Raw genomic sequence first — 20,908 nt, 5'->3', positions numbered from 1 at the left:
TTTCTTCGGAGCTTACAGTCCGCGGCCGCCCTTTTCATAAACATACAGGCATTTCATGGCTCGCACGTTCAAAACCATCGCCTTCGCGGCCTCCGCTACAGTCGAGGCGCAAAAGGCTCAAGAGGAATTGATCGCTCTTTACGGCCAGCATGATCCGGACGAAGCGGATGTGATCGTGGCCCTTGGCGGCGATGGTTTCATGCTGCACACGCTGCACGAGACGATGAATTCCGGCAAGCTCGTCTACGGCATGAATCGCGGCTCGATCGGCTTTCTGATGAACCGTTACAGTACCGAAAATCTGCACGAGCGCCTCGCCGAGGCCGTCGAAAACACTTTCCGGCCGCTGGAAATGCAGACCGTCGATACCGATGGCAAGCGCTTCCGGGCGCTTGCCATCAACGAGGTCTATCTCTTTCGCCAGTCCTATCAGGCCGCCAAACTGCGCGTCGTCGTCGATGGCCGTGTCAGGCTAGAGGAGCTGATCTGCGATGGCGTACTGCTGTCCACGCCGGCAGGCTCCACCGCCTACAACCTCTCCGCCCACGGCCCCATCCTGCCGCTCGAAGCGCCGCTGCTGGCACTCACCCCCGTCAGCCCCTTCCGGCCGCGGCGCTGGCGCGGTGCACTCCTGCCCAACAAGGTCACGGTCGATATCGCCATTCTCGAGCCGGATAAACGCCCGGTCAACGCAGTGGCCGATCACGTCGAAGTCAAATCTGTCGTCAAGGTCCGCATCGCCGAATCGGAGAACATCACGGCCCATATTCTTTCGGATCCGGATTACTCCTGGTCGGACCGCATTCTCGCCGAGCAATTCTCGAACTAGCACCGTCGCCTCGCACATCCAGCAATCTCTTGAATTGGAATCGATTCCAGTTGAAGGTGTGCAACACTTCAGTGTGCCTCCAGGCCCGCAAGGGATGCTGGCACCCGAGCATCCTGCTGTCACGTAAGCGCACCAAAGGCGAAGACGATGCTCCAGCTTCGAAATTTTAGGACAGCCCCGCTTTCCGCCTGCTGTCTGGTCTTGCTCCTCGCCGTCGGGTCTTTCGCCCATGCCGACGACACCGTTCTCATGCCCGACAATATCATTTTCGTGACAAGCACCGGATATTGGGAAGAGAGCGGTGATCCGCTGAGCGTGCTTGATCCGAACGCCGCCAAGACGGAAAACGCACCGGCAGCGAGTTCGTCGCCCACGGCGGCGCAGCGCGGATATTACAAGATTGTCGCCGTCCGTCAGCCCGAGGGAAATACCCACGTCTTCCTGCAGCAGATCGCACTTGGCGCCGCGGGGCCGAAGGTGGTTTCGTCCGCGGAACTCGAAGAGTTTTCCGCTATGAAGGTGTATGTGACCGACATCCGGCCGGAAACATCGGATGGCGTTGCCCGGCAGCCGGGATTGTTTGCCACCGTCTATCTGAAGACCGATCCTGCGGCAACGGAACCGGAAACCTGGACCGTGCTGATCGACGACATCGGTGACATCAAGGTCGAGCGCGAAACTAACTGATCGGCATGCACAGAAGCAAAAAGCCGGACGATCGAGGCGCCCGGCTTTTTTGTTTGTCACCACGTGTTTGCCTCAAGCGAGATCGTCGACCACGGCATCGGCGCCGCCATTGACCCTATGGGCCAGGGCCGCTTCCATGAACTCGTTGAGATCACCGTCGAGCACGTCGTCCGGCGCGGTGCTCGCTACCCCCGTGCGCAGGTCTTTGACCAGCTGGTAGGGCTGCAGCACGTAGGAGCGGATCTGGTGGCCCCAGCCGATATCGGTCTTCGATGCGGCTTCGGCGTTGGCCGCGTCTTCGCGCTTCTTCAGTTCCGATTCGTAGAGGCGGGCGCGCAGCATGTCCCAGGCCTTGGCCTTGTTCTTGTGCTGCGAGCGTTCCTGCTGGCATTGCACGACAATGCCGGAGGGCATGTGCGTGATGCGCACGGCCGAATCGGTCGTGTTGACGTGCTGGCCGCCGGCGCCGGACGAGCGATAGGTGTCGATGCGGCAATCGCTCTCATTGATGTCGATCTGGATCGAATCGTCGACCACCGGGTAGACCCAGATGGACGAGAACGAGGTATGACGGCGGGCATTGCTGTCATAGGGCGAGATGCGCACCAGGCGATGCACGCCCGATTCGGTCTTCAGCCAGCCATAGGCATTGTGGCCCTTGACGAGCAAGGTCGCCGATTTGATGCCGGCTTCTTCGCCATCATGGATTTCCATCAGCTCGACCTTGAAGCCCTGCCGTTCGGCCCAGCGGGTATACATGCGCAGAAGCATGTTTGCCCAGTCCTGGCTTTCGGTGCCGCCGGCACCGGAGTGCACTTCAAGATAGGTGTCGTTGCTGTCGGCCTCGCCCGAGAGCATGGCTTCGACCTGGCGCCGCGCCGCTTCGGCCCGAAGCGCCTTCAGCGCTTCTTCCGCCTCCTTGACGATATCGGCATCGCCCTCTTCCTCGCCGAGTTCGATGAGATCGATGGCGTCCTGCATCTGCCGTTCGAAAGAGCGAACGCTGTTGATGCCATCATCGAGCTGCTGGCGCTCGCGCATCAGTTTCTGCGCTTCGCTCGCATCGTTCCAGAGGTTTGGATCCTCGGCCTTGTTGTTCAACCAGTCCAGTCGTCTTACCGCCTGGTCCCAGTCAAAGATGCCTCCTCAGCAGGCTTATGGCCTGCTTGATTTCGTCGACAATATTCTCGATTTCGGTCCGCATTGTCCTGCTTCTTGCACTGGAATGAAATGTGCGCCGTGAATAACGACGCCCGCCGCTCCTGTAAAGACGGCGGGCGCCGGTAAAGGCAGATTAGGGGCGTTAAAACAGCCCGCTTGAGCCGCGGTTGATGGCGTCGTTTGCCTGCGGCGAAGCCTTCAGGATTTCCTCCGGCGGAATATACTCGTCGGCGCCACCGATGACCGAGAAGGTCTCGGCCGGGCCTGTCCCGGGCTTGAAGGCTTCGATGATCGTGTCCGGGTCGCCCTCGGCCGCCGCCATGCCGGTCTTGCGGTTGACTGGAATAAGGCTCATTCCCTCCGGCGGCACGAACTTGACCGGGCGGGTGCCCTGCATCGCCGCCTGCATGAAATCGTTGAAAACGGGGGCTGCAAGACCGCCGCCCGTCGCACCGCGTCCGAGCGGCGCCGGATTGTCGAAACCGAGATAGAGGCCGGCGACCATGTCCGGCGTGTAACCGACGAACCAGGCATCCTTCTCGTCATTGGTCGTGCCGGTCTTGCCGGCCACCGGACGATCGAGCTTGATCTTGCCGGCAGCGGTGCCGCGCGCGATCACGCCTTCCATCATCGAGGTGATCTGGTAGGCGGTCATCGGATCAAGGACCTGCTCGCGATTGTCGGTGAGAACCGGCTCTTCCTGGTCCTCCCAATCGGCAGCGTTGCAATTGTCGCAGGTGCGCTCCTCGTGGCGGAAGATCGTCTTGCCGTAGCGGTCCTGGATCCGGTCGATCATCGACGGCTTGATCTGCTTGCCGCCATTGGCAAGCACGGCATAGGCCGAAACCATCCGCAGCACCGTCGTCTCGCCCGAACCAAGCGACATCGCCAGCACCGGCATCATCTTGTCGTAGATCCCGAACCGCTCGGCATATTCGGCAACGAGGTTCATGCCCATGTCGTTGGCAAGCCGCACGGTCATCAGGTTGCGTGACTTTTCGATGCCGAGACGCAGCGTCGAGGGGCCGGCCGAGCCGCCGCCGTAGTTTTCCGGGCGCCAGACCTGACCGCCAGTGACCAGTTCGAACGGCGCGTCGAGGATGACGGAAGCCGGCGTATAGCCGTTGTCGAGCGCGGCCGCGTAAACGAAAGGTTTGAAGGACGATCCGGGCTGGCGCATCGCCTGGGTCGCGCGGTTGAATTCCGATTGCCCATAGGAAAAGCCACCTGCCATGGCCAGGACGCGGCCGGTCTGCGGATCCATGGCAACGAGGCCACCCTGCACCTTCGGGGGCTGGCGCAGGCGATATTCGCCGTCCACGTCCGTCGCCTCGACATAGACGACATCGCCGGGACCGACCACGCCTTCCGGTGATTTTGCCGACTTGCGATCCCCGGTCGACGAGCGATAGGCCCACTGCATGTTCTTTGCGGTAATGTGCCCAGTCAGGCGGTCGGCGCCAACCTTGCCGCCGCCATCCTTTTCCGGCTGGATACCGATTTCGGCGCCGTTGTCATCGACGGCGAGCACGACGGCAAGCTTCCATTCCGGCACATCGGAAAGCGCTTCAAGCTTGCCCAGCGGCCCACCCCAGTCGCCGCCGATTTCGATCGTCTTCAGCGCGCCGTGGAACCCGCGCCGCTCGTCATAGGAGACCAGTGCGTTCTGCAGCGCCTTGCGGGCTTCGACCTGCAGCCGGGGATCAAGCGAGGTGCGAACGGACAGGCCGCCTTCATAGAGTGCATTATCGCCGTAGCGCTGGATGATCTGGCGGCGGACTTCCTCGGCAAAATACTCGGAGGCGAACAGGTGCGAGCCGCCGCGCCGGACGCTGACGCCCAGCGGCTGTTTCTTGGCTTCCTCGCCATCGGCCTTGGTGACGTAGCCGTTCTCGACCATGCGGTCGATGACCCAGTCGCGACGCTCGAGCGCCGCCTTTTCACGGCGGAACGGGTGATAGTTGGAAGGGCCCTTTGGCAGTGCCGCCAGATAGGCCGTCTCGGCGATCGTCAGTTCCGTCACCGATTTGTCGAAATAAGTGAGTGCTGCGCCGGCGATGCCGTAGGAATTCAGGCCGAAGAAAATCTCGTTGAGGTAGAGTTCGAGAATGCGGTCCTTGCTGTAGGCCTGCTCGATGCGGAAAGACAGGATCGCTTCCTTGACCTTGCGGTCGATCGTCTGGTCGGCCGAAAGCAGGAAGTTCTTGGCAACCTGCTGGGTGATCGTCGAGGCGCCCACGGGCCGACGGCCGGAACCGAAGTTCTGCAGGTTGACCGTGATGGCGCGGGCAAGACCGGTGATATCGACACCCGGATGCTGATAGAAATTCTTGTCTTCGGCCGAGATGAAGGCGGCCTTGACGCGGTCCGGAATCGCCTGGATCGGCAAATAAAGGCGGCGCTCGCGGGCATATTCGGCCATCAGGGCGCCATTGCCGGCGTGAACGCGGGTCGTTACCGGGGGCGCATAGCTGTTGAGAACCTCATAGTCCGGAAGGTCCTTGGTAACATGGCCAAGATAGACGGCGGCCGCTGCGGCCACGCCGAGCACCAGAAATGCGCCAATGCCGAAGAAATATCCAATCAGTCTGATCATCAGCCAGATACCGGTACCCTGTTGTCGTTTCTCTGTGCGGAGCACGCGAGCACGGTGGGCCTACCCCGCACCTTGTCCGAATGCAATCACGCCGAACGAATTAAACCGCAAAGAACGCCGGTGCCGGTTGTCCCGCAGCCCTCGCCTTCACGTTTACGATCGGCCACCTTCTTCCAGACTGCCAATCGCAAAATTCAGGTTTCCGGATAGCGACCGGATTGTGAGCAAAATAGGGCTTTCGACGCATTAACACGCCGCATCCCCTTGAAAACGATATCGCTGTTACTCCAGCGACACAAATCACATCAAACGTTATTGCTTTAGAAAACGGGGAACAGATCAGGCCGCAGTCTCCACGACCATGCCTTAACCACCATTTGCCACCGTCCCGCCCCGATAGGTGCGCACCGCACCGGCCAAAAGGCCCGCGACTTTCTTGCGCCAGACCGGATCGACCAGCAGTTTCTCGTCCTGCTTGTTGGACAAAAATCCGAGCTCCAGCAGGATCGACGGAACATCGGGTGCTTGCAAGACTCTGAAGCCGGCATAGCGATGAGGATTGTTGATGAGGTTGATCTGCCCCTCGAACGACGAGACCACGGAGCGCGCAAGATTGACGGAGAACGCCTGCGTCTCGCGGCGCGTCAGATCGATAAGAATGTCGGCGACCTCGGCGGGTTCACTCTGCAACGTCATTCCGGCAATCTCGTCGGACAAGTTTTCGCGCTCGGCAAGATTGGCCGCCAGATGGTCGGATGCCTTGTCGGAGATGGTGTAAACGGTCGCGCCGCGGATGTCGTGCTGCTTGAGCGTATCGGCATGCACGGAAATGAACAGGTTGGCGCCGTGCTGGCGAGCGATCTGCACCCGTTCCGGCAAGGACAGGAACTCGTCCTTTTCCCGCGTCAGGAACGCCTTGACACCCGTTTCCTTGTTGAGCGTCTCCACGAGTTCGCCCGCGAAGGCCAGCGTCACGCTCTTCTCCTCCATCTTGGTATCGGTCCCGATCGCGCCGGTGTCGATGCCGCCATGCCCGGCGTCGACGGCGATCACAAATTCTCCTGCAGTCGGCGGCTGGACGACACGGTCCGTTTTGGTGGCCGTGACGGTACCTGTCCATTTCTGCTCGTCAATAAGCACGGAAAAGCGCTCGTCTGTCACACGCTCCGCATCGAGCACCAGACGGAAGCCCCTGCCCTCCTCGTCGGCCTTCACATCCGCGACGGTGATCTCCACCGGCTTGTTTGCCGTCAGCACGACACGCGCGCTGCCGGCTCCCATGGCACCGTAACGGATTTCGGTGAACAGGCCACGCGCTGCAAGGTCCTCCGGTTTCAATCCGAACGACGTTTCGGGCAAATCGACAATGACGCGCGTCGGGTTGGCGACATAGTGAACGAAGAAGACCGGCTTCTTGTCGAAATCGATGACCACCCGGGTACGGGCGTCATCACCCGCGATCCGTGCGCCATAAGCGAGCAACGGTGCTTCGGCGGCTTGCGCTCCCAGTGCCGAACACAGGACGAAAAGCCAGAGCAAACATTGCCGCATCATCACAGATTGGATCAAACCCGCTTTTCCTTGTCGCCAGCGCTTCGCCGGATGCGCGACCGGCGCGTCACGGACAATTCGGACACCGCCTCCTGATTCAGGATCTGGCCATGCACACCGCCGGTTGCCATTCCGATCATCCATGACCCCATATGGTTAACCAAGCCTTGCCAAACGCGACAAACACCTCCGGCGGCCGGTCGCCGCGGCGAAAAACATGCCCCGAAGCTGCCAAAACCGGCATCCTGGCAGTGCATACCCCGACAAGCGAATCAATCAATATTATGGCCGTTCCGGCTTTTCCCTTGCCATTGTGACATAGAAAACATAAAAGCTTCAGAGGGAGAAAGTGTTGACGGGATAGAATCGACGACCGGCAGCCAAAGGGTTTTTGAAGCCCTGGCGCCAGAGCCTGATCGGAACCGGTAAGACCGGTTCAGCGTGGATCATGTCTCGGACAAGCAGTCGCGCTTCATCCGCCGTCGCTCCACCTTCTCCTCGCATACTGAATCGTGAAATTCCGGCGGTGGCCGGTGCGTTTATGGTGACGATCACCGAAAGCCCGTGACCGGGCACATTCATCGGGCCTTAAGGCCTAGTACATTGGCATTCTTGTTTGGTCATTGACGTTGTCTCAGCAGTATCGGTCAGAAGTAAACAGGCCCCGGAACGAAACCGTTCCGGCTGCCGTCTGGCTGTTGGACCATCTCCCCGACCATGCAGGAACATTCACATCCGGCGAAAAACCTGAGCTGTATGGAACGTGTCCTCCGGGGCGTGATTTTCCTACCGTTTCTCGGTTGCGCCGAGGAGCACCACTTACATGGCAGAGAAAATGCTTATCGATGCGTCTCACGCTGAAGAGACGCGCGTCGTTGTCGTACGCGGAAACCGCATAGAAGAATTCGACTTCGAATCCGAACACAAGAAACAGATCCGCGGCAACATCTACCTCGCGAAAGTCACGCGCGTGGAGCCGTCGCTGCAGGCCGCCTTCGTCGATTACGGCGGCAATCGCCACGGCTTTCTGGCCTTCGCCGAAATCCACCCCGACTACTACCAGATCCCGCTCGCCGACCGGCAGGCACTGCTGAAGGCGGAAGCTGAGGAAGCGCGCCGGGATGACGATATCGAGCATGTCGAGACCGGCACGGATCTCGGCCCTGATTTCGATGAGGAAACAGTAGCTGCAACGGAAGAAACCGTTGTCGAGGCAGCCGAGACCGCTGCCGAGCCGGAAGAAGCCGCAGTCGAGGAAAAGCCGAAGGCCAAGGCAAAGCGCCCGCGCCGGACCAAGAAGGCGGCAGCCGAGACGGCAGAAGCCGCCGCGGACGTTTCCGACGCCGACGGCGAGGAAGGTTCGACCGGCGAGATGGCCGCCATGGTCGATACCGACAGCATCTCGGAAGAGACACGTGGCCGCCGCCGCAACTCCGATGACGATGACGATGACGATGGCCATCCGGAAGAGAAGGAAGTCATCGAATCCGTCGGCGCAGAAGACGCCATGGAAGAAGTGCCGGATCGTCAGGTTCGCAAGCCGCGCAAGCAGTACCGCATCCAGGAAGTCATCAAGCGCCGGCAGATCCTGCTGGTACAGGTGGCCAAGGAAGAACGCGGCAACAAGGGTGCGGCACTGACCACCTACCTGTCGCTTGCCGGCCGCTATTCGGTACTGATGCCGAACACGGCGCGTGGCGGCGGCATTTCCCGCAAGATCACCAACCTGCCGGACCGCAAGCGCCTGAAGGAAATCGCCCGCGCGCTCGACGTGCCGCAGGGCATGGGCGTCATCCTGCGCACCGCCGGTGCCAACCGCACCAAGGTCGAGGTCAAGCGTGACTTCGAATATCTGATGCGCCTGTGGGAAAACGTCCGCACGCTGACGCTGTCCTCGACCGCTCCCTGCCTCGTCTATGAAGAAGGCAGCCTGATCAAGCGCTCGATCCGCGACCTTTACAACAAGGACATCAGCGAGATCATCGTTGCCGGCGAGGAAGGTTACAAGGAAGCCAAGGGCTTCATGAAGATGCTGATGCCGAGCCACGCCAAGGTGGTTCAGCCGTATCGCGATGTACACCCGATCTTCTCGCGCTCGGGCATCGAAGCCCAGCTCGACCGCATGCTGGTGCCGCAGGTGACGCTGAAGTCCGGCGGCTACATCATCATCAACCAGACCGAAGCGCTGGTGGCGATCGACGTCAACTCCGGCCGCTCAACCCGTGAACATTCGATCGAGGATACCGCACTCCAGACGAACCTCGAAGCCGCCGAAGAAGTCGCGCGACAGCTGCGCCTGCGCGACCTTGCCGGTCTCGTCGTCGTCGACTTCATCGACATGGAAGAAAAGCGCAACAACCGCGCTGTCGAGAAGCGTCTGAAGGATCATCTGAAGAACGACCGGGCCCGCATCCAGGTCGGCCGCATCTCGCATTTCGGCCTGCTCGAAATGTCGCGGCAGCGCATTCGCGCATCGGTTCTCGAATCGACGATGCAGGTCTGCTCGCATTGCAACGGCACGGGCCACATCCGTTCGCAGTCTTCCGTCGCCCTGCATGTCCTGCGCGGCGTGGAAGAATATCTGCTGAAGAACACCACGCACAACATCACCGTGCGCACGACGCCGGATATTGCGCTCTACCTGCTCAATCACAAGCGCGGCACGATCGTTGATTACGAAGAGCGTTTCGGCGTGCAGATCATCGTCGAAGCCGACGCCCATGTCGGTGCGCAGCATTTTGCCATCGATCGTGGCGAAGCCGTCGAAAATCCGGTCAAGATCGAGCAGATCATCCACTTCGAGCCCGAGCCCGAGGATGACGATGATATCGTCATCGAAGAGGATATCGAGGACGAAGAAGAAGCCGTGGTCGAGGCCAAGGCCGAGCGCGCCGAGCGCGAACCGGCCGCACAGGGCGACGACCAGGGCAACCGTAAGCGCAAGCGCCGCCGCCGGCGTCGTGGCGGCCGCGGTACCGGCCCGAATGGCGAACAAACGTCCACGGAAGCCGGCGCCGCCTCCGACGACATATCGGATGAGGATGGCGACGAGGACGAAGGCGACGACGATGCCGCTCTGGCAGCTGCCGATGATGCTCAGAATGCCGGGTTGAGCGAGGAAGAACGCCAGAAGCGCAAGCGGCGCCGCCGCGGCAAGCGTGGCGGCCGACGCAACCGGCCGGAAGAAGCCGAGGGCGAAAACCTTGCCGTCAGTGGCGAGACGGTGAACGATGAACTGTCGGAGACTGAATTCGACGCATCGCCGGCTGACGAGGCCGAGGCGACTGTAGAGGCGACTGTATCGGCTGCAGCAACAGAAGCGGCGTCCGAGACACCTGTCGTCGCCGAAGAAGAGGCAAAACCCGCCAAGCCGAAGCGCGGCCGCAGCAAGAAGGCCGTCGCCGCGGCTGTTGAGGAAGCCCCTGTCGAGGAAGCGCCTGCCGCGACCGCCGATGCAGAGGTGCAGACAGCTATCGAGGCACAGCCGCAGGACGTCGTCGTTGCTGAGGAGCCCGTCATCGAAAAGGCAGCAGCTTCCCTTGACGAGACGAAGCCGGTTCGTGCCAACCGCGACATCGATTCGATTGCCAGCGAACCGGTGGTAAAATCATCCTCCGCCACTCAAGACGGCGGCGAACCGCCGAAGCCCAAGAAGGGCGGCTGGTGGCAGAAGCGCGGCTTCTTTTGAGCGACATCTGACAAACCGAAACTGAAAAAACCGGCCAAGCGATTGGCCGGTTTTTTTGTGTCCGCTCCTGTTTCATAAGGAACAGCGAAAATACCACTCTCATGGGATCGTGCCTCAGTAGACGAGATGGGCTCGTCCGACGCCAACCGGAGGAGACAATCATGCGACGCTTCGTTATCGCCGCGGCCCTTACCGCCGTCCCGGCGGTTTCCTTGGCAGCACCAATCCACGCCGACAGCTACAGTCGCCAACGCTTCAATGACTATTATTATAAGAGCTATGACACCGCATATGAACCGATCTGTGTGGTCCGGAAAATCCGTTCGGTTGACGACCGGGGCAATCCGGTCGTCCGGAAAGTCCGCATTTGCCGCTGAGGCCTCCTGTCTTCATAGAGGATATCAAACCATTGCGCGTCCGTTGGGGCGCGCATCGCAGACCTCAAGCTCCACCGCCCGCGAAGCAGCTCAACGCTTCACAGTTTGATTCAGTATCATCGCTATCTGAATCCGGAAAATCCGGCAATCATCTGATATCGTTCAACAATTACGTCAGCCAGCGGGCGATGCGATCCATCGCCTCGGCCATGTCGGCCTCTGCGCCGGCATAGGAAAACCGCATCGCACGGTGCCCTTCGAGCGGGTCGAAATCCAGCCCTGGCGTTGCCGCGACGTTGATTTCCGCCAGCATCCTCCTGGCGAAATCCATGCTGTCATTGGTGAACCGGCTGACATCGGCATAGGCGTAGAAGGCGCCGTCCATCGGCGAGGCGATGGAAAAGCCGATCTCAGGCAGGCGTTTCAACAGGAGCTCGCGGTTCGCGGCATAGGATGCCTTGTAGACGTCAAGCTCGGCCTCGGCCCCAAGGGCAGCCTCGGCGGCGATCTGCGACAGTTCCGGCGGCGAGATATAGAGGCTCTGGGCGATGCGCTCGAAGGCACGCACCTGCGTTTCCGGCAGCACCATCCAGCCGATCCGCCAACCGGTCATGCAATAGTATTTCGAGAAGGAATTGATGACCACTGCCTCATCGGTGACGGCGAGCGCGGTCGTCTCCTCGCCCGCAAAGGTCAGGCCGTGGTAGATCTCGTCGGAGATGAAGGCCGTGCCGCGGTCGTGGCAGTAATCGGCCAGCGCCTTCAGCCCATCCTTGCCCGTGACAGTGCCGGTCGGATTGGCAGGACTTGCCAAAAGAACACCGTTCAGTGGTTTTCCGGCTTTTGCCGCGGCCGCCTCGAGACTGTGCGGCGTCAGCGTGAACCCGCTTTCGGCATCCGCCTCGACTTCGACGACCGTCAGGCCGAGCGCTGCCAGGATGTTGCGGTAGGCCGGATAGCCAGGCCGGGCGATGGCAACGCAGTCGCCGGGATCGAACAGGGCCAGGAACGCCAGATTGAAGCCGGCCGACGATCCCGTCGTCACCGCGACCCGCTGCGGATCGACCTCCACGCCGTAGCGCGTGCGATAGTGCTTGGCGATCGCGATCCGGAGCGAGGAGGTTCCAAGCGCATCCGTATAGCCCAACCGCCCGTGCACGAGTGCCGCGCGCGCAGCTTCCAATGCGGCCTTCGGCGCCGGATGGCTCGGCTGCCCCACAGCCATGGAAATAACCGGATATCCGGCCTCACGGCGTTTCGTTGCTTCGGCCAGAACATCCATGGCGTGGAAGGGTTCGACGGAGCTGCGGGTGGAAAGCGGCTTCAACAGCACATCCTCGATATTTTTGATCTCTGCAAGCCATGTGCCTGATCACAATGGGCTTCACAAGTGCGCGAGCGCCGCATTTCCGCCGATTTTGCAGTTTCGTTTGGCGCCGTGCGCCCCTATGCTGGCTGCAGAAATTCTGTTGTCTTTCAAACAAGCCTGTTGACCCCGCCTCGGCAATTGAACGACAGACCGAACACAGACAAAAGGCTACGAGGAAGACATGGCATTCAACGCTCGAAAGACCATCGCCGCAACGCTTATCCTGCTTTCGGCGACGGCTGCGCTGCCTCAAGGAGCGCAGGCGCTGGATGACAAGCAGAAGCAGGAGATCGGCCAATTCATCAAGGAATACCTCGTCGCAAATCCGGAAATCCTCTTGGAAGCGCAGCAGGCGCTGAAGAAGAAACAGGCCGACGAGCAGCTGCAGCAGGCGGAAGCTGCCATCAGCGACAATGAAAAAGCGATTTTCCAGTCGAAATATGATGTCACGCTCGGTAATCCGAACGGCGACGTGACCATCGTCGAGTTCTACGACTACAATTGCGGCTACTGCAAACGCGCCCTGTCCGACATGGACGCCATTCTCGAAAAAGACAAGAACGTCCGTTTCGTGCTGAAGGAACTGCCGATCCTCGGACCGGATTCGATGGCCGCGCACAAGGTAAGTGCCGCCTTCCGTGAGATTGCGCCGGAGAAATACGGTAATTTCCACCGCGCGCTGCTCGGCGGCGAGGAACGTGCAACGGAGGAAACGGCAATCGCCGTTGCCGGGAAGCTCGGCGTTGCGGAAGCCGACCTTCGCAAGAAGATGGACGAGAACACACAGGACGAAGCCGTCAAGGAAGCGTATACGCTTGCCAATAACCTCGGCATCACCGGCACGCCCTCCTATGTCGTCGGCCGGGAGGCCGTTTTCGGCGCGGTTGGCGCAGAGGAACTGGAAACGAAGGTCGCGAATGTCCGCGCTTGCGGCAAGACCAGCTGCTGAAAGCCGATTTTGCCAGCAGGATCGCACGTTATCGCTTGTGGACAACAGCCACGAGGGGCCGTAGGGCTTTTCCTCGCGGAACCATCCGTCTATAGGTAACGCTCGATTATCGGACCAGACCCCCTATGCCATCGACAATTTTCGTGCTGAACGGCCCCAACCTCAACGCGCTCGGCAAACGTGAGCCCGGGATTTATGGAGGGCAGACGCTGGCCGATATCGAGGCAATGTGCGTGGAACATGGCAAAACGCTCGGTCTCGATGTCATCTGCCGTCAGAGCAATCATGAGGGCGACCTCGTCGACTGGTTTCACGAGGCGGGGAACGTGGCGCAGGGCATTGTCGTCAACGCCGGCGCCTATACCCACACGTCGATCGCGCTGCACGATGCTGCGAAGGCCATCGGCATCCCGGTCATCGAAGTGCACCTTTCCAACGTCCACGCCCGCGAAGAATTCCGGCACAAGTCGATGCTTGCCCCGGCGGCAAAGGGCGTGATTTGCGGCTTCGGCGCCGACAGTTACATTCTCGCGCTCAATGCGCTAAAGACACTCACGCAACACACGAAATAAAAAGAACACGAGGCTCTCATCCATGGCTGACAAGAAACCCGGCATCGACCAGACGCTGATCCGCGATCTCGCCAACATCCTGAACGAAACCGATCTCACCGAAATCGAAGTGGAACAGGAAGACCTGCGTATCCGCGTATCACGCGCGGGGACACCGCAATACGTCTCCGCTCCGGTTCCGGCCATGGCAGCACCGGTTCAGGCTGCTTCAGCCGCTGTGGCCCAGGCCACTGCTGCGGAGAGCGCAAGGGCCTCGAAGAACGCCGTCACCGCGCCGATGGTGGGCACCGCCTACCTGTCGCCCGCTCCGGGTTCGCGCCCCTTCGTCGAAGCCGGCGCCACGGTCAAGGAAGGCCAGACCATCCTGATCATCGAAGCCATGAAGACGATGAACCAGATTCCCGCGCCGCGTTCCGGTCGCGTGGTCGAAATCCTCGTTGAAGACGGCGCGCCGGTCGAATACGGCGAAGCGCTGATCATCATCGAATAGGCCATCACAGATGATTTCCAAGATCCTCATCGCCAATCGCGGCGAAATCGCCCTTCGGGTCCTGCGTGCGTGCAAGGAACTCGGAATTGCGACAGTTGCCGTCCACTCCACGGCCGACGCCGATGCAATGCATGTCCGCCTTGCCGACGAGAGCGTTTGCATCGGCCCGCCGCCATCGCGCGACAGCTATCTGAACATCCATCAGATCGTCGCGGCATGCGAGATCACCGGCGCCGATGCCGTGCATCCGGGCTATGGCTTCCTGTCGGAGAATGCCAAGTTCGCCGATATTCTCGACGCGCATGGCATCACCTTCATCGGCCCGACCGCCGATCACATCCGCATCATGGGCGACAAGATTACGGCGAAGGAGACCGCCAAGTCCCTTGGCATTCCCGTCGTTCCCGGCTCCGCCGGTGAGGTAAAGCCGGAGAACGCGCTGACTATCGCCCGCGAAATCGGCTTCCCGGTGCTGATCAAGGCGACGGCCGGTGGCGGCGGACGCGGCATGAAGGTGGCCCGTAGCGAGGACGATCTGTCCGAAGCCGTTTCCACTGCCCGTTCGGAGGCTCTGGCTGCGTTCGGCAACGACGCCGTCTACATGGAAAAATACCTTGGCAAGCCGCGCCATATCGAAATCCAGGTCATCGGCGACGGTGAAGGTAATGCCATCCATCTCGGCGAGCGCGACTGCTCGCTGCAGCGCCGCCACCAGAAGGTCTGGGAGGAAGCCAACTCCCCCGCGCTCAACGTCGAGCAGCGGATGAAGATCGGCGAAGTCTGCGCCGACGCCATGCGCAAGCTGAAATATCGCGGCGCCGGCACCATCGAGTTCCTCTATGAGAACGGTGAGTTCTACTTCATCGAGATGAACACCCGCCTGCAGGTGGAACACCCGATCACCGAGGCTATCACTGGCATCGACCTTGTCCACGAGCAGATCCGCGTCGCTTCCGGCGCCGGCCTGTCGGTGACACAGGAAGAGGTGGTCTTCTCCGGCCATGCCATCGAATGCCGCATCAATGCCGAGGACCCACGTACTTTCGTGCCCTCGCCCGGCACGATCACGCATTTCCATGCGCCCGGCGGTCTTGGCGTGCGCGTTGATTCCGGCGCCTATCAGGGCTACCGGATCCCGCCCTACTACGATAGCCTGATCGGCAAGCTGATCGTGCATGGACGTACCCGCGTCGAATGCATGATGCGCCTGCGCCGCGTGCTGGACGAATTCGTCATCGACGGCATCAAGACGACGCTGCCGCTGTTCCAGGACCTGATCAACAATCAGGACATCGCCAACGGCGATTACGACATCCACTGGCTGGAGCACTATCTGGCCCAGCCGTCCGAATGAGGTTTTGAATGAAAGGACCCCGCAGCCGGCAGCCGGACATCACCCCGGACTTGCTGTTGCGGGCCTATTCCATCGGCCTGTTCCCAATGGCCGATTCCGCCGACGACCCGGAGCTTTTCTGGGTCGAGCCGGAACTGCGTGGCATCATCCCGCTCGATAACTTCCACATTTCGAAAAGCCTCGCGAAAAAGGTAAGGCGTGCACCCTTCGATATCCGCTACGACACGGCCTTCGAAGAGGTCATGGAAGGGTGCGCGGCGCCTGCCCCGGACCGCCCGACAACCTGGATCAACGCCAAAATCCGCTCGCTCTATGCGACGCTGCACGGCATGGGACACGCACACTCCGTGGAAGCATGGCAGGGTGACGAACTGGTCGGAGGGCTCTATGGGGTTTCGCTTGGCTCGGCCTTCTTCGGCGAAAGCATGTTCTCGCGCCGCACGGACGCCTCGAAGATCTGCCTCGTCCATCTGGTCGAGCGCCTGCGCAAGCGCGGCTTCACGCTGCTCGACACGCAATTCACCACCGAACATCTGAAAAGCTTCGGCGCCATCGACGTGCCCAAAGCGCGCTACGAAAAGATGCTGGCGCGCGCCATCGCCTCGCCGCACATCAAATTCTGAAAATCGGGACTTTGTCTACTGGTTGGCCGCGGCGTCCGGTGGCGGCAGGTCGGACTTTGCCTTGCAGCTGTTCAGCCAGACGTCATAGACCGGATGTTCGACGGCGTTCAGGCCTGGGCTGTCAGCAAACATCCAGCCGGTGAAGATGCGGCGGATCTTGCGGTCGAGGGTGATCTCGTCGACTTCGACGAAGGTGTCGGTCTTCGGCGCCTCGGTATCGTCGCGGCTGTAGCAGACGCGCGGTGTCACCTGCAGGGCGCCGAACTGGACGGTCTCGCCGATATAGACGTCAAAGGTAGTGATGCGGCCGGTGATCTTGTCGATGCCTGAAAAGACTGCGACCGGATTGGTGATCCGCGCAGCCTCAGCAGCAGCGGTCATGGACAGAAGCGAGGCACCGGCAATCGCGAACAGGGCAGCCGCTGCAAAGGCCCGGCACATCTCAATTCGCTGATTTAAAACTACCATTTACGCCCGTCTCCCGCGCGATCCCGATCAAAGTACCGGGTATCAGGCGCTAAACATGAAATGTGGCCGAGGCATGGTGCCCCGGGTGCAATCGAAAGTCAGGAAAGGCCTCGCCTTAAAAATTCGGCTCAGGAACGTGGTGTCCAGGCATCATAATCGCCGGTTACGCGCGGACGCTCGCCGTTATTGCTGATCGAGCCCTGGGGACGATAGGCATCCGCCGTGCCGGTGCCGTTCACGCGATGCGGCTTCTGCCATTCGCGTGGCTGATAGTTTTCGTCGGCGGGCGAAACGTCGGTGCGGTGATGCATCCAGCCATGCCAGCCCGGCGGAATGGCGGAAGCATCGGCATAACCGTTGTAAATCACCCAGCGGCGGGTGCGGCCTTCGGAGTCCTTGCCACCCTCGTAATAGACGTTACCGGCAGTATCTTCGCCGACCCGCTTGCCGAAGCGCCAGGTATGAAAGCGCGTGCCGATCGTCTGTCCATTCCACCAGGTAAAAATCTGCAACAGAGACTTCATGATGTCCGTCCTTGACCGCGCCAAACAACCGCGCGGGATATCCTAGAGTGCTGTTCCGCTTATGCCGCGCAGCCTGTTCAATGTCCAGTGATTCCGTTGCCGCAGCGTCATTTCAAACGCATCTTGAAGCCGAGGTGAGAAGGTTCGAAGCCGACCCGTTCATAGAACCGATGCGCGTCCCGGCGGTCCTTGTTCGAGGTCAATTGCACTTTGGAAAGGCCTTGGCGGCGGGCCTCGCCGATGGCGAAATGCATCATCATCTCGCCGATCCCCTTTCCCCGCATCTCCTGCCGGGTCTGCACCGCCTCGATCATCATGTTCGAGCTGCCGCGACCGACAAGGCTGGTCAGGACGGTCGTCTGGAACGTGCCGACGACTTCGCCGTCGAGCTCAGCGACATAGAGCGCTTCGTTGGGCGCCGCCGCGATGCGCTCGAATGCCGCGAGATAATCGGAGTAGGCATCCGGTTCGCTGGTATCGCCGTGACCGCCCAGCACATCGGATGCGAACAGCGAAATGATATCGGGCAGATCGTCCCGCTTTGCCTTCCTTATCGATATTTGAAGTTTTGTTCCGTGCATTGTCAGATTCCCGCTGCGTTTGCTGTCTGCTCAGCCGAGCGGCTTTTCCATGATGATCGCGGGAATGCCCGATTGGCCGTCGCCGCAATTGGCCGTCTCGCCGATTTTCACGAAACCGTGTGCTTCATAGAAGGCCACGGCCGCGTGGTTCTCGGGCTCCACTTCGAGCTGCATGAACTCGGCGTCGGGAAAGCAGGTTTCGAGTTCGGCGAACATGTCGCGGCCGATGCCCTGGCGCTGGAATTTCGGCAGGACATAGAGCTGATGCAGGACCGCGCCCTTCTTGAGGGTTTCCGACATCGCAGCAAAGCCCATGCCGCCAATATCCTTGCCGTTGTCCGCTACCACGAACTCAGCATTCTTGCGGGAAAGCCTTGCCTTCAGCGCCGGCACCGAATGCCATCTCGCCGTCAGCTGCGCGACCTTTTCAACGCCATAAAGGGTGTCATAGGTGGCGTGCCATGTTTCGCTGAGAAGCGCGCTCACCCTGGCAAGATCGCGCTCCGAAGCTGAGCGGACGAAGAACACCGGTTAGTCCTCGAGCCCGAGCTTTGCCTTGACCAAAGCCTGCACGGCCTGCGGATTGGCCTTGCCACCCGTCGATTTCATCACCTGGCCGACGAACCAGCCGGCGAGCGACGGCTTCGCCTGAACCTTGGCGACCTGGTCCGGATTCGCGGCGATGATCTCGTCCACGGCCTTTTCGATGGCGCCGGTGTCGGTCACCTGCTTCATGCCGCGCGATTCGACCAGTTCCGCCGGATCGCCGCCCTCGTTCCAGACGATTTCGAACAGGTCCTTGGCGATCTTGCCGGAGATAACTTCCGACTTGATCAGGTCGAGAATACCGCCAAGCTGGGTGGGAGAAACCGGAGTTTCTTCAATGCCTTTGCCGGCTTTGTTCAAGGCGCCCAGCAGGTCGTTGATCACCCAGTTGGCGGCGATCTTGCCGTCACGGCCGGCGGCAACGGCCTCGAAATAGTCGGCGATCGCCTTTTCCGAGACGAGTACGGAGGCATCATAGATCGACAGGCCGAGGTCGCGCACGAAGCGCTCCTTCTTGTCGTCGGGCAGTTCCGGCAGATGCGCCTTCAGATCCTCGATGAAGGCGTCATCGAATTCGAGCGGCAGAAGGTCCGGATCCGGGAAATAGCGGTAGTCATGTGCATCTTCCTTGGAGCGCATCGACCGCGTCTCGCCCTTGTTCGGATCGAACAGGCGGGTTTCCTGATCGATCGTGCCGCCATCTTCCAGAATGCCGATCTGGCGGCGGGCTTCGTATTCGATCGCCTGGCCGATGAAACGGATCGAGTTGACGTTCTTGATCTCGCAGCGCGTGCCGAACCCTTCGCCCGGGCGGCGCACCGAAACGTTGACGTCGGCGCGCATCGAGCCCTCGTCCATGTTACCGTCGCAGGTGCCGAGATAGCGCACGATCGAGCGCAGTTTGGTCATGTAGGCCTTGGCCTCGTCGGACGAGCGCATGTCGGGCTTGGAAACGATTTCCATCAGCGCCACGCCCGAGCGATTGAGGTCGACATAGGACATGGTCGGGTTCTGGTCGTGCATCGACTTGCCGGCATCCTGCTCCAGATGCAGCCGCTCGATGCCGATCTCGACATCCTCGAACTGGCCCTGGCGGTCCGGGCCGACCGAGATGACAATCTTGCCCTCACCGACGATCGGGTCCTTGAACTGCGAAATCTGGTAGCCCTGCGGCAGGTCCGGATAGAAATAGTTCTTGCGGTCGAAGATCGAGCGCTTGTTGATCTGCGCCTTCAGGCCAAGCCCGGTGCGCACCGCCTGCTTGACGCATTCCTCGTTGATGACGGGCAGCATGCCGGGCATGGCGGCATCAACGAGCGAGACGTTGGAGTTCGGTGCATTGCCGAAGGTCGTGGACGCACCCGAGAACAGCTTCGAATTGCTCGTCACCTGGGCATGCACTTCCATGCCGACGATGATTTCCCAGTCGCCGGTGGCGCCTGGAACATAGCGTTTCGGATCGGAAATGCGGACATCGACAAGGGTCATGGAAGGCTCTTCTGTAAGCTTAAAATCGTGTTTCTCTGGGTAGAACAATTGGCTTGGGGGTGCAAGGCTTGTCGCATCCCGCTTGACTCATTGACGGCTGAGATTCGGGCGTTTGCGATCTATTCAATAATTCCCGGCAAGATAGTTCGATGACGACAACCTTGTCCCTCGCAGCCGTGCTCCTCCTTCTGAACGTCATAACGTTCTGCGTCTTCTGGTGGGACAAGAGAGCTGCTCGCGGGAATTCATGGCGGGTCGCCGAGAGCCAATTGCTCAGTCTTGCGCTTTTCGGTGGCAGCATTGGAGCGTGGGCCGCCCAGCGGCTTCTGCGGCACAAGACCCGCAAGGAACCGTTCCGTACCCGATTGATCACGATCCTCGTCTTGCACGCCGCAGTTCTTTCGGTGGGGCTTCTGGCGTTGCCATGGGTGCTTGTTACTCACGGCTTTCCGTCCTGAGGCGTTGCGTGCGTCGGTTGGCAGTACGACATTCATGGCTTGACGCGCATTGCTTTTCGTAACTATTATTATTACATGAAACGAAACAGCCGCCTTTCCGCAGTGCTGCATGCGCTGCTTCACATGGCAGAACGCGATCGCCCGATGACCTCGGAGGAGCTTTCCGCCTGTCTTCACACCAATCCCGTCGTCGTTCGCCGAACCATGGCCGGTCTGCGCGAGGCCGGGCTTGTCACGTCCGGCCGCGGTCATGGCGGCGGATGGATGCTTGCCCGCACGCTCCAAGAGGTGACCATGCGCGACATCTATGCAGCGCTCGGCGAGCCGATGCTGTTCCAGATGGGCAACGTCACCGAAAGCCCCGGCTGTCTTGTCGAGCAGGCCGTCAATCATGCGCTGGACGATGCGTTTCGCAATGCCGAAGCAATGCTGATCGCAAGGCTCGGTGAAGTCACCCTCGCCACGCTTGCAGAGGATTTCAAGCGGCGCTTCGCCGAGCACCGGGCCGCCGTGAAGCAGCACGGCTGACTGCACCACACTGGAGAGAATGCCCGATCCGACCTCGCCTCCGAGGTTCCGGCGGGCGGAGCCATGAAA

At 60.6% G+C, this 20,908-nt stretch carries 20 protein-coding genes; 11 read left to right on the top strand and 9 right to left on the bottom strand.

Annotated elements, in window-relative coordinates:
* Positions 1 to 55 precede the first annotated feature (55 nt).
* Together WI754_RS13525 and WI754_RS13520 are read left to right on the top strand one after the other, a co-directional pair.
* Positions 56 to 829 (top strand): NAD kinase, encoded by a 774-nt coding sequence (locus WI754_RS13525; RefSeq protein WP_349433971.1) that lies wholly within the window; start codon positions 56 to 58, stop codon positions 827 to 829.
* A 147-nt stretch (positions 830 to 976) separates the two neighbouring features.
* Positions 977 to 1,516 (top strand): hypothetical protein, encoded by a 540-nt coding sequence (locus tag WI754_RS13520; protein ID WP_349433970.1) that lies wholly within the window; start codon positions 977 to 979, stop codon positions 1,514 to 1,516.
* Positions 1,517 to 1,588: 72 nt separating this feature from the next.
* On the opposite strand, the gene prfB is transcribed toward WI754_RS13520, so the two are convergent.
* The 3 genes from prfB to WI754_RS13505 all read right to left on the bottom strand — a co-directional run bounded on the left by prfB (position 1,589) and on the right by WI754_RS13505 (position 6,839).
* Positions 1,589 to 2,720 (bottom strand): peptide chain release factor 2 gene (gene prfB / locus WI754_RS13515; RefSeq protein ID WP_349433968.1). Its coding sequence is split into 2 segments (ribosomal slippage): positions 1,589 to 2,650 and positions 2,652 to 2,720, totalling 1,131 coding nucleotides; the frame shifts between segments, so codons are not numbered across the junction.
* Between the two features lie 99 nt (positions 2,721 to 2,819).
* A complete protein-coding gene (locus WI754_RS13510; protein WP_349433966.1) occupies positions 2,820 to 5,273 on the bottom strand; it encodes a penicillin-binding protein 1A in 2,454 nt (817 codons plus the stop codon).
* Positions 5,274 to 5,639: 366 nt separating this feature from the next.
* Positions 5,640 to 6,839: an N-acetylmuramoyl-L-alanine amidase gene (locus WI754_RS13505; RefSeq protein WP_349437811.1), complete on the bottom strand. Its 1,200-nt coding sequence runs from the start codon at positions 6,837 to 6,839 to the stop codon at positions 5,640 to 5,642.
* 808 nt (positions 6,840 to 7,647) lie between these two features.
* Here WI754_RS13505 and WI754_RS13500 point away from each other — a divergent pair.
* Both WI754_RS13500 and WI754_RS13495 read left to right on the top strand, forming a co-directional pair.
* Positions 7,648 to 10,512, top strand: a complete 2,865-nt coding sequence (locus tag WI754_RS13500; RefSeq protein ID WP_349433964.1) for a ribonuclease E/G — start codon at positions 7,648 to 7,650, stop codon at positions 10,510 to 10,512.
* A 161-nt stretch (positions 10,513 to 10,673) separates the two neighbouring features.
* A complete protein-coding gene (locus tag WI754_RS13495; RefSeq protein WP_349433962.1) occupies positions 10,674 to 10,889 on the top strand; it encodes a hypothetical protein in 216 nt (71 codons plus the stop codon).
* Positions 10,890 to 11,058: 169 nt separating this feature from the next.
* Here WI754_RS13495 and WI754_RS13490 read toward each other — a convergent pair whose 3' ends face one another.
* Positions 11,059 to 12,216 (bottom strand): aminotransferase class I/II-fold pyridoxal phosphate-dependent enzyme, encoded by a 1,158-nt coding sequence (locus WI754_RS13490; RefSeq protein WP_349433961.1) that lies wholly within the window; start codon positions 12,214 to 12,216, stop codon positions 11,059 to 11,061.
* A gap of 223 nt (positions 12,217 to 12,439) precedes the next feature.
* Here WI754_RS13490 and WI754_RS13485 point away from each other — a divergent pair, with 223 nt between their 5' ends.
* The 5 genes from WI754_RS13485 (at position 12,440) to aat (ending at position 16,246) form a co-directional block, all read left to right on the top strand.
* Complete coding sequence (locus tag WI754_RS13485) at positions 12,440 to 13,207, top strand: DsbA family protein (protein ID WP_349433959.1); 768 nt, start codon at positions 12,440 to 12,442, stop codon at positions 13,205 to 13,207.
* A 125-nt stretch (positions 13,208 to 13,332) separates the two neighbouring features.
* The gene (gene aroQ, locus WI754_RS13480) at positions 13,333 to 13,779 is read left to right on the top strand and encodes a type II 3-dehydroquinate dehydratase (protein ID WP_349433958.1); all 447 of its coding nucleotides are present in this window, start codon (positions 13,333 to 13,335) and stop codon (positions 13,777 to 13,779) included.
* A 22-nt stretch (positions 13,780 to 13,801) separates the two neighbouring features.
* The gene (accB, locus tag WI754_RS13475) at positions 13,802 to 14,269 is read left to right on the top strand and encodes an acetyl-CoA carboxylase biotin carboxyl carrier protein (RefSeq protein ID WP_349433957.1); all 468 of its coding nucleotides are present in this window, start codon (positions 13,802 to 13,804) and stop codon (positions 14,267 to 14,269) included.
* A gap of 10 nt (positions 14,270 to 14,279) precedes the next feature.
* The gene (gene accC / locus WI754_RS13470; RefSeq protein WP_349433956.1) at positions 14,280 to 15,623 is read left to right on the top strand and encodes an acetyl-CoA carboxylase biotin carboxylase subunit; all 1,344 of its coding nucleotides are present in this window, start codon (positions 14,280 to 14,282) and stop codon (positions 15,621 to 15,623) included.
* A gap of 8 nt (positions 15,624 to 15,631) precedes the next feature.
* Positions 15,632 to 16,246, top strand: coding sequence for a leucyl/phenylalanyl-tRNA--protein transferase (aat, locus tag WI754_RS13465; RefSeq protein WP_349433955.1), 615 nt, complete (start codon positions 15,632 to 15,634; stop codon positions 16,244 to 16,246).
* 15 nt (positions 16,247 to 16,261) lie between these two features.
* On the opposite strand, the gene WI754_RS13460 is transcribed toward aat, so the two are convergent.
* The 5 genes from WI754_RS13460 to gatB form a co-directional block, all read right to left on the bottom strand.
* Positions 16,262 to 16,714, bottom strand: a complete 453-nt coding sequence (locus WI754_RS13460) for a DUF2155 domain-containing protein (RefSeq protein ID WP_349433954.1) — start codon at positions 16,712 to 16,714, stop codon at positions 16,262 to 16,264.
* Between the two features lie 128 nt (positions 16,715 to 16,842).
* The gene (locus WI754_RS13455; RefSeq protein WP_349433953.1) at positions 16,843 to 17,238 is read right to left on the bottom strand and encodes an NADH:ubiquinone oxidoreductase subunit NDUFA12; all 396 of its coding nucleotides are present in this window, start codon (positions 17,236 to 17,238) and stop codon (positions 16,843 to 16,845) included.
* A gap of 107 nt (positions 17,239 to 17,345) precedes the next feature.
* Positions 17,346 to 17,819 (bottom strand): GNAT family N-acetyltransferase, encoded by a 474-nt coding sequence (locus WI754_RS13450; RefSeq protein WP_349433952.1) that lies wholly within the window; start codon positions 17,817 to 17,819, stop codon positions 17,346 to 17,348.
* A gap of 30 nt (positions 17,820 to 17,849) precedes the next feature.
* Positions 17,850 to 18,347 carry a GNAT family N-acetyltransferase gene (locus WI754_RS13445; protein WP_349433950.1) on the bottom strand — a complete coding sequence of 166 codons (498 nt, stop codon included), beginning with the start codon at positions 18,345 to 18,347 and terminating at the stop codon, positions 17,850 to 17,852.
* Positions 18,348 to 18,350: 3 nt separating this feature from the next.
* The gene (gene gatB, locus WI754_RS13440; protein WP_349433949.1) at positions 18,351 to 19,853 is read right to left on the bottom strand and encodes an Asp-tRNA(Asn)/Glu-tRNA(Gln) amidotransferase subunit GatB; all 1,503 of its coding nucleotides are present in this window, start codon (positions 19,851 to 19,853) and stop codon (positions 18,351 to 18,353) included.
* Between the two features lie 149 nt (positions 19,854 to 20,002).
* Here gatB and WI754_RS13435 point away from each other — a divergent pair, with 149 nt between their 5' ends.
* Together WI754_RS13435 and WI754_RS13430 are read left to right on the top strand one after the other, a co-directional pair.
* On the top strand, positions 20,003 to 20,311 hold the full coding sequence (locus WI754_RS13435) for a DUF1294 domain-containing protein (protein ID WP_349433948.1): 309 nt from the start codon (positions 20,003 to 20,005) through the stop codon (positions 20,309 to 20,311).
* 75 nt (positions 20,312 to 20,386) lie between these two features.
* Complete coding sequence (locus WI754_RS13430; RefSeq protein WP_349437809.1) at positions 20,387 to 20,839, top strand: Rrf2 family transcriptional regulator; 453 nt, start codon at positions 20,387 to 20,389, stop codon at positions 20,837 to 20,839.
* Positions 20,840 to 20,908 lie beyond the last annotated feature (69 nt).

The organism is Pararhizobium sp. A13, assembly GCF_040126305.1.
GTDB lineage: Bacteria > Pseudomonadota > Alphaproteobacteria > Rhizobiales > Rhizobiaceae > Pararhizobium.
This window is presented reverse-complemented; position numbering and strand designations above follow the sequence as displayed.

Bases quoted from the DNA above. Each gene is read 5' to 3' on its own strand.
- WI754_RS13460 (WP_349433954.1), bottom strand. From the start codon at position 16,714: ATGGTAGTTTTAAATCAGCGAATTGAGATGTGCCGGGCCTTTGCAGCG.
- aroQ (WP_349433958.1), top strand. From the start codon at position 13,333: ATGCCATCGACAATTTTCGTGCTGAACGGCCCCAACCTCAACGCGCTC.
- WI754_RS13500 (WP_349433964.1), top strand. From the start codon at position 7,648: ATGGCAGAGAAAATGCTTATCGATGCGTCTCACGCTGAAGAGACGCGC.
- aat (WP_349433955.1), top strand. From the start codon at position 15,632: ATGAAAGGACCCCGCAGCCGGCAGCCGGACATCACCCCGGACTTGCTG.
- WI754_RS13520 (WP_349433970.1), top strand. From the start codon at position 977: ATGCTCCAGCTTCGAAATTTTAGGACAGCCCCGCTTTCCGCCTGCTGT.
- WI754_RS13485 (WP_349433959.1), top strand. From the start codon at position 12,440: ATGGCATTCAACGCTCGAAAGACCATCGCCGCAACGCTTATCCTGCTT.
- WI754_RS13450 (WP_349433952.1), bottom strand. From the start codon at position 17,819: ATGCACGGAACAAAACTTCAAATATCGATAAGGAAGGCAAAGCGGGAC.
- WI754_RS13430 (WP_349437809.1), top strand. From the start codon at position 20,387: ATGAAACGAAACAGCCGCCTTTCCGCAGTGCTGCATGCGCTGCTTCAC.
- accB (WP_349433957.1), top strand. From the start codon at position 13,802: ATGGCTGACAAGAAACCCGGCATCGACCAGACGCTGATCCGCGATCTC.
- accC (WP_349433956.1), top strand. From the start codon at position 14,280: ATGATTTCCAAGATCCTCATCGCCAATCGCGGCGAAATCGCCCTTCGG.
- WI754_RS13495 (WP_349433962.1), top strand. From the start codon at position 10,674: ATGCGACGCTTCGTTATCGCCGCGGCCCTTACCGCCGTCCCGGCGGTT.
- WI754_RS13510 (WP_349433966.1), bottom strand. From the start codon at position 5,273: ATGATCAGACTGATTGGATATTTCTTCGGCATTGGCGCATTTCTGGTG.
- WI754_RS13435 (WP_349433948.1), top strand. From the start codon at position 20,003: ATGACGACAACCTTGTCCCTCGCAGCCGTGCTCCTCCTTCTGAACGTC.
- gatB (WP_349433949.1), bottom strand. From the start codon at position 19,853: ATGACCCTTGTCGATGTCCGCATTTCCGATCCGAAACGCTATGTTCCA.
- WI754_RS13525 (WP_349433971.1), top strand. From the start codon at position 56: ATGGCTCGCACGTTCAAAACCATCGCCTTCGCGGCCTCCGCTACAGTC.
- WI754_RS13455 (WP_349433953.1), bottom strand. From the start codon at position 17,238: ATGAAGTCTCTGTTGCAGATTTTTACCTGGTGGAATGGACAGACGATC.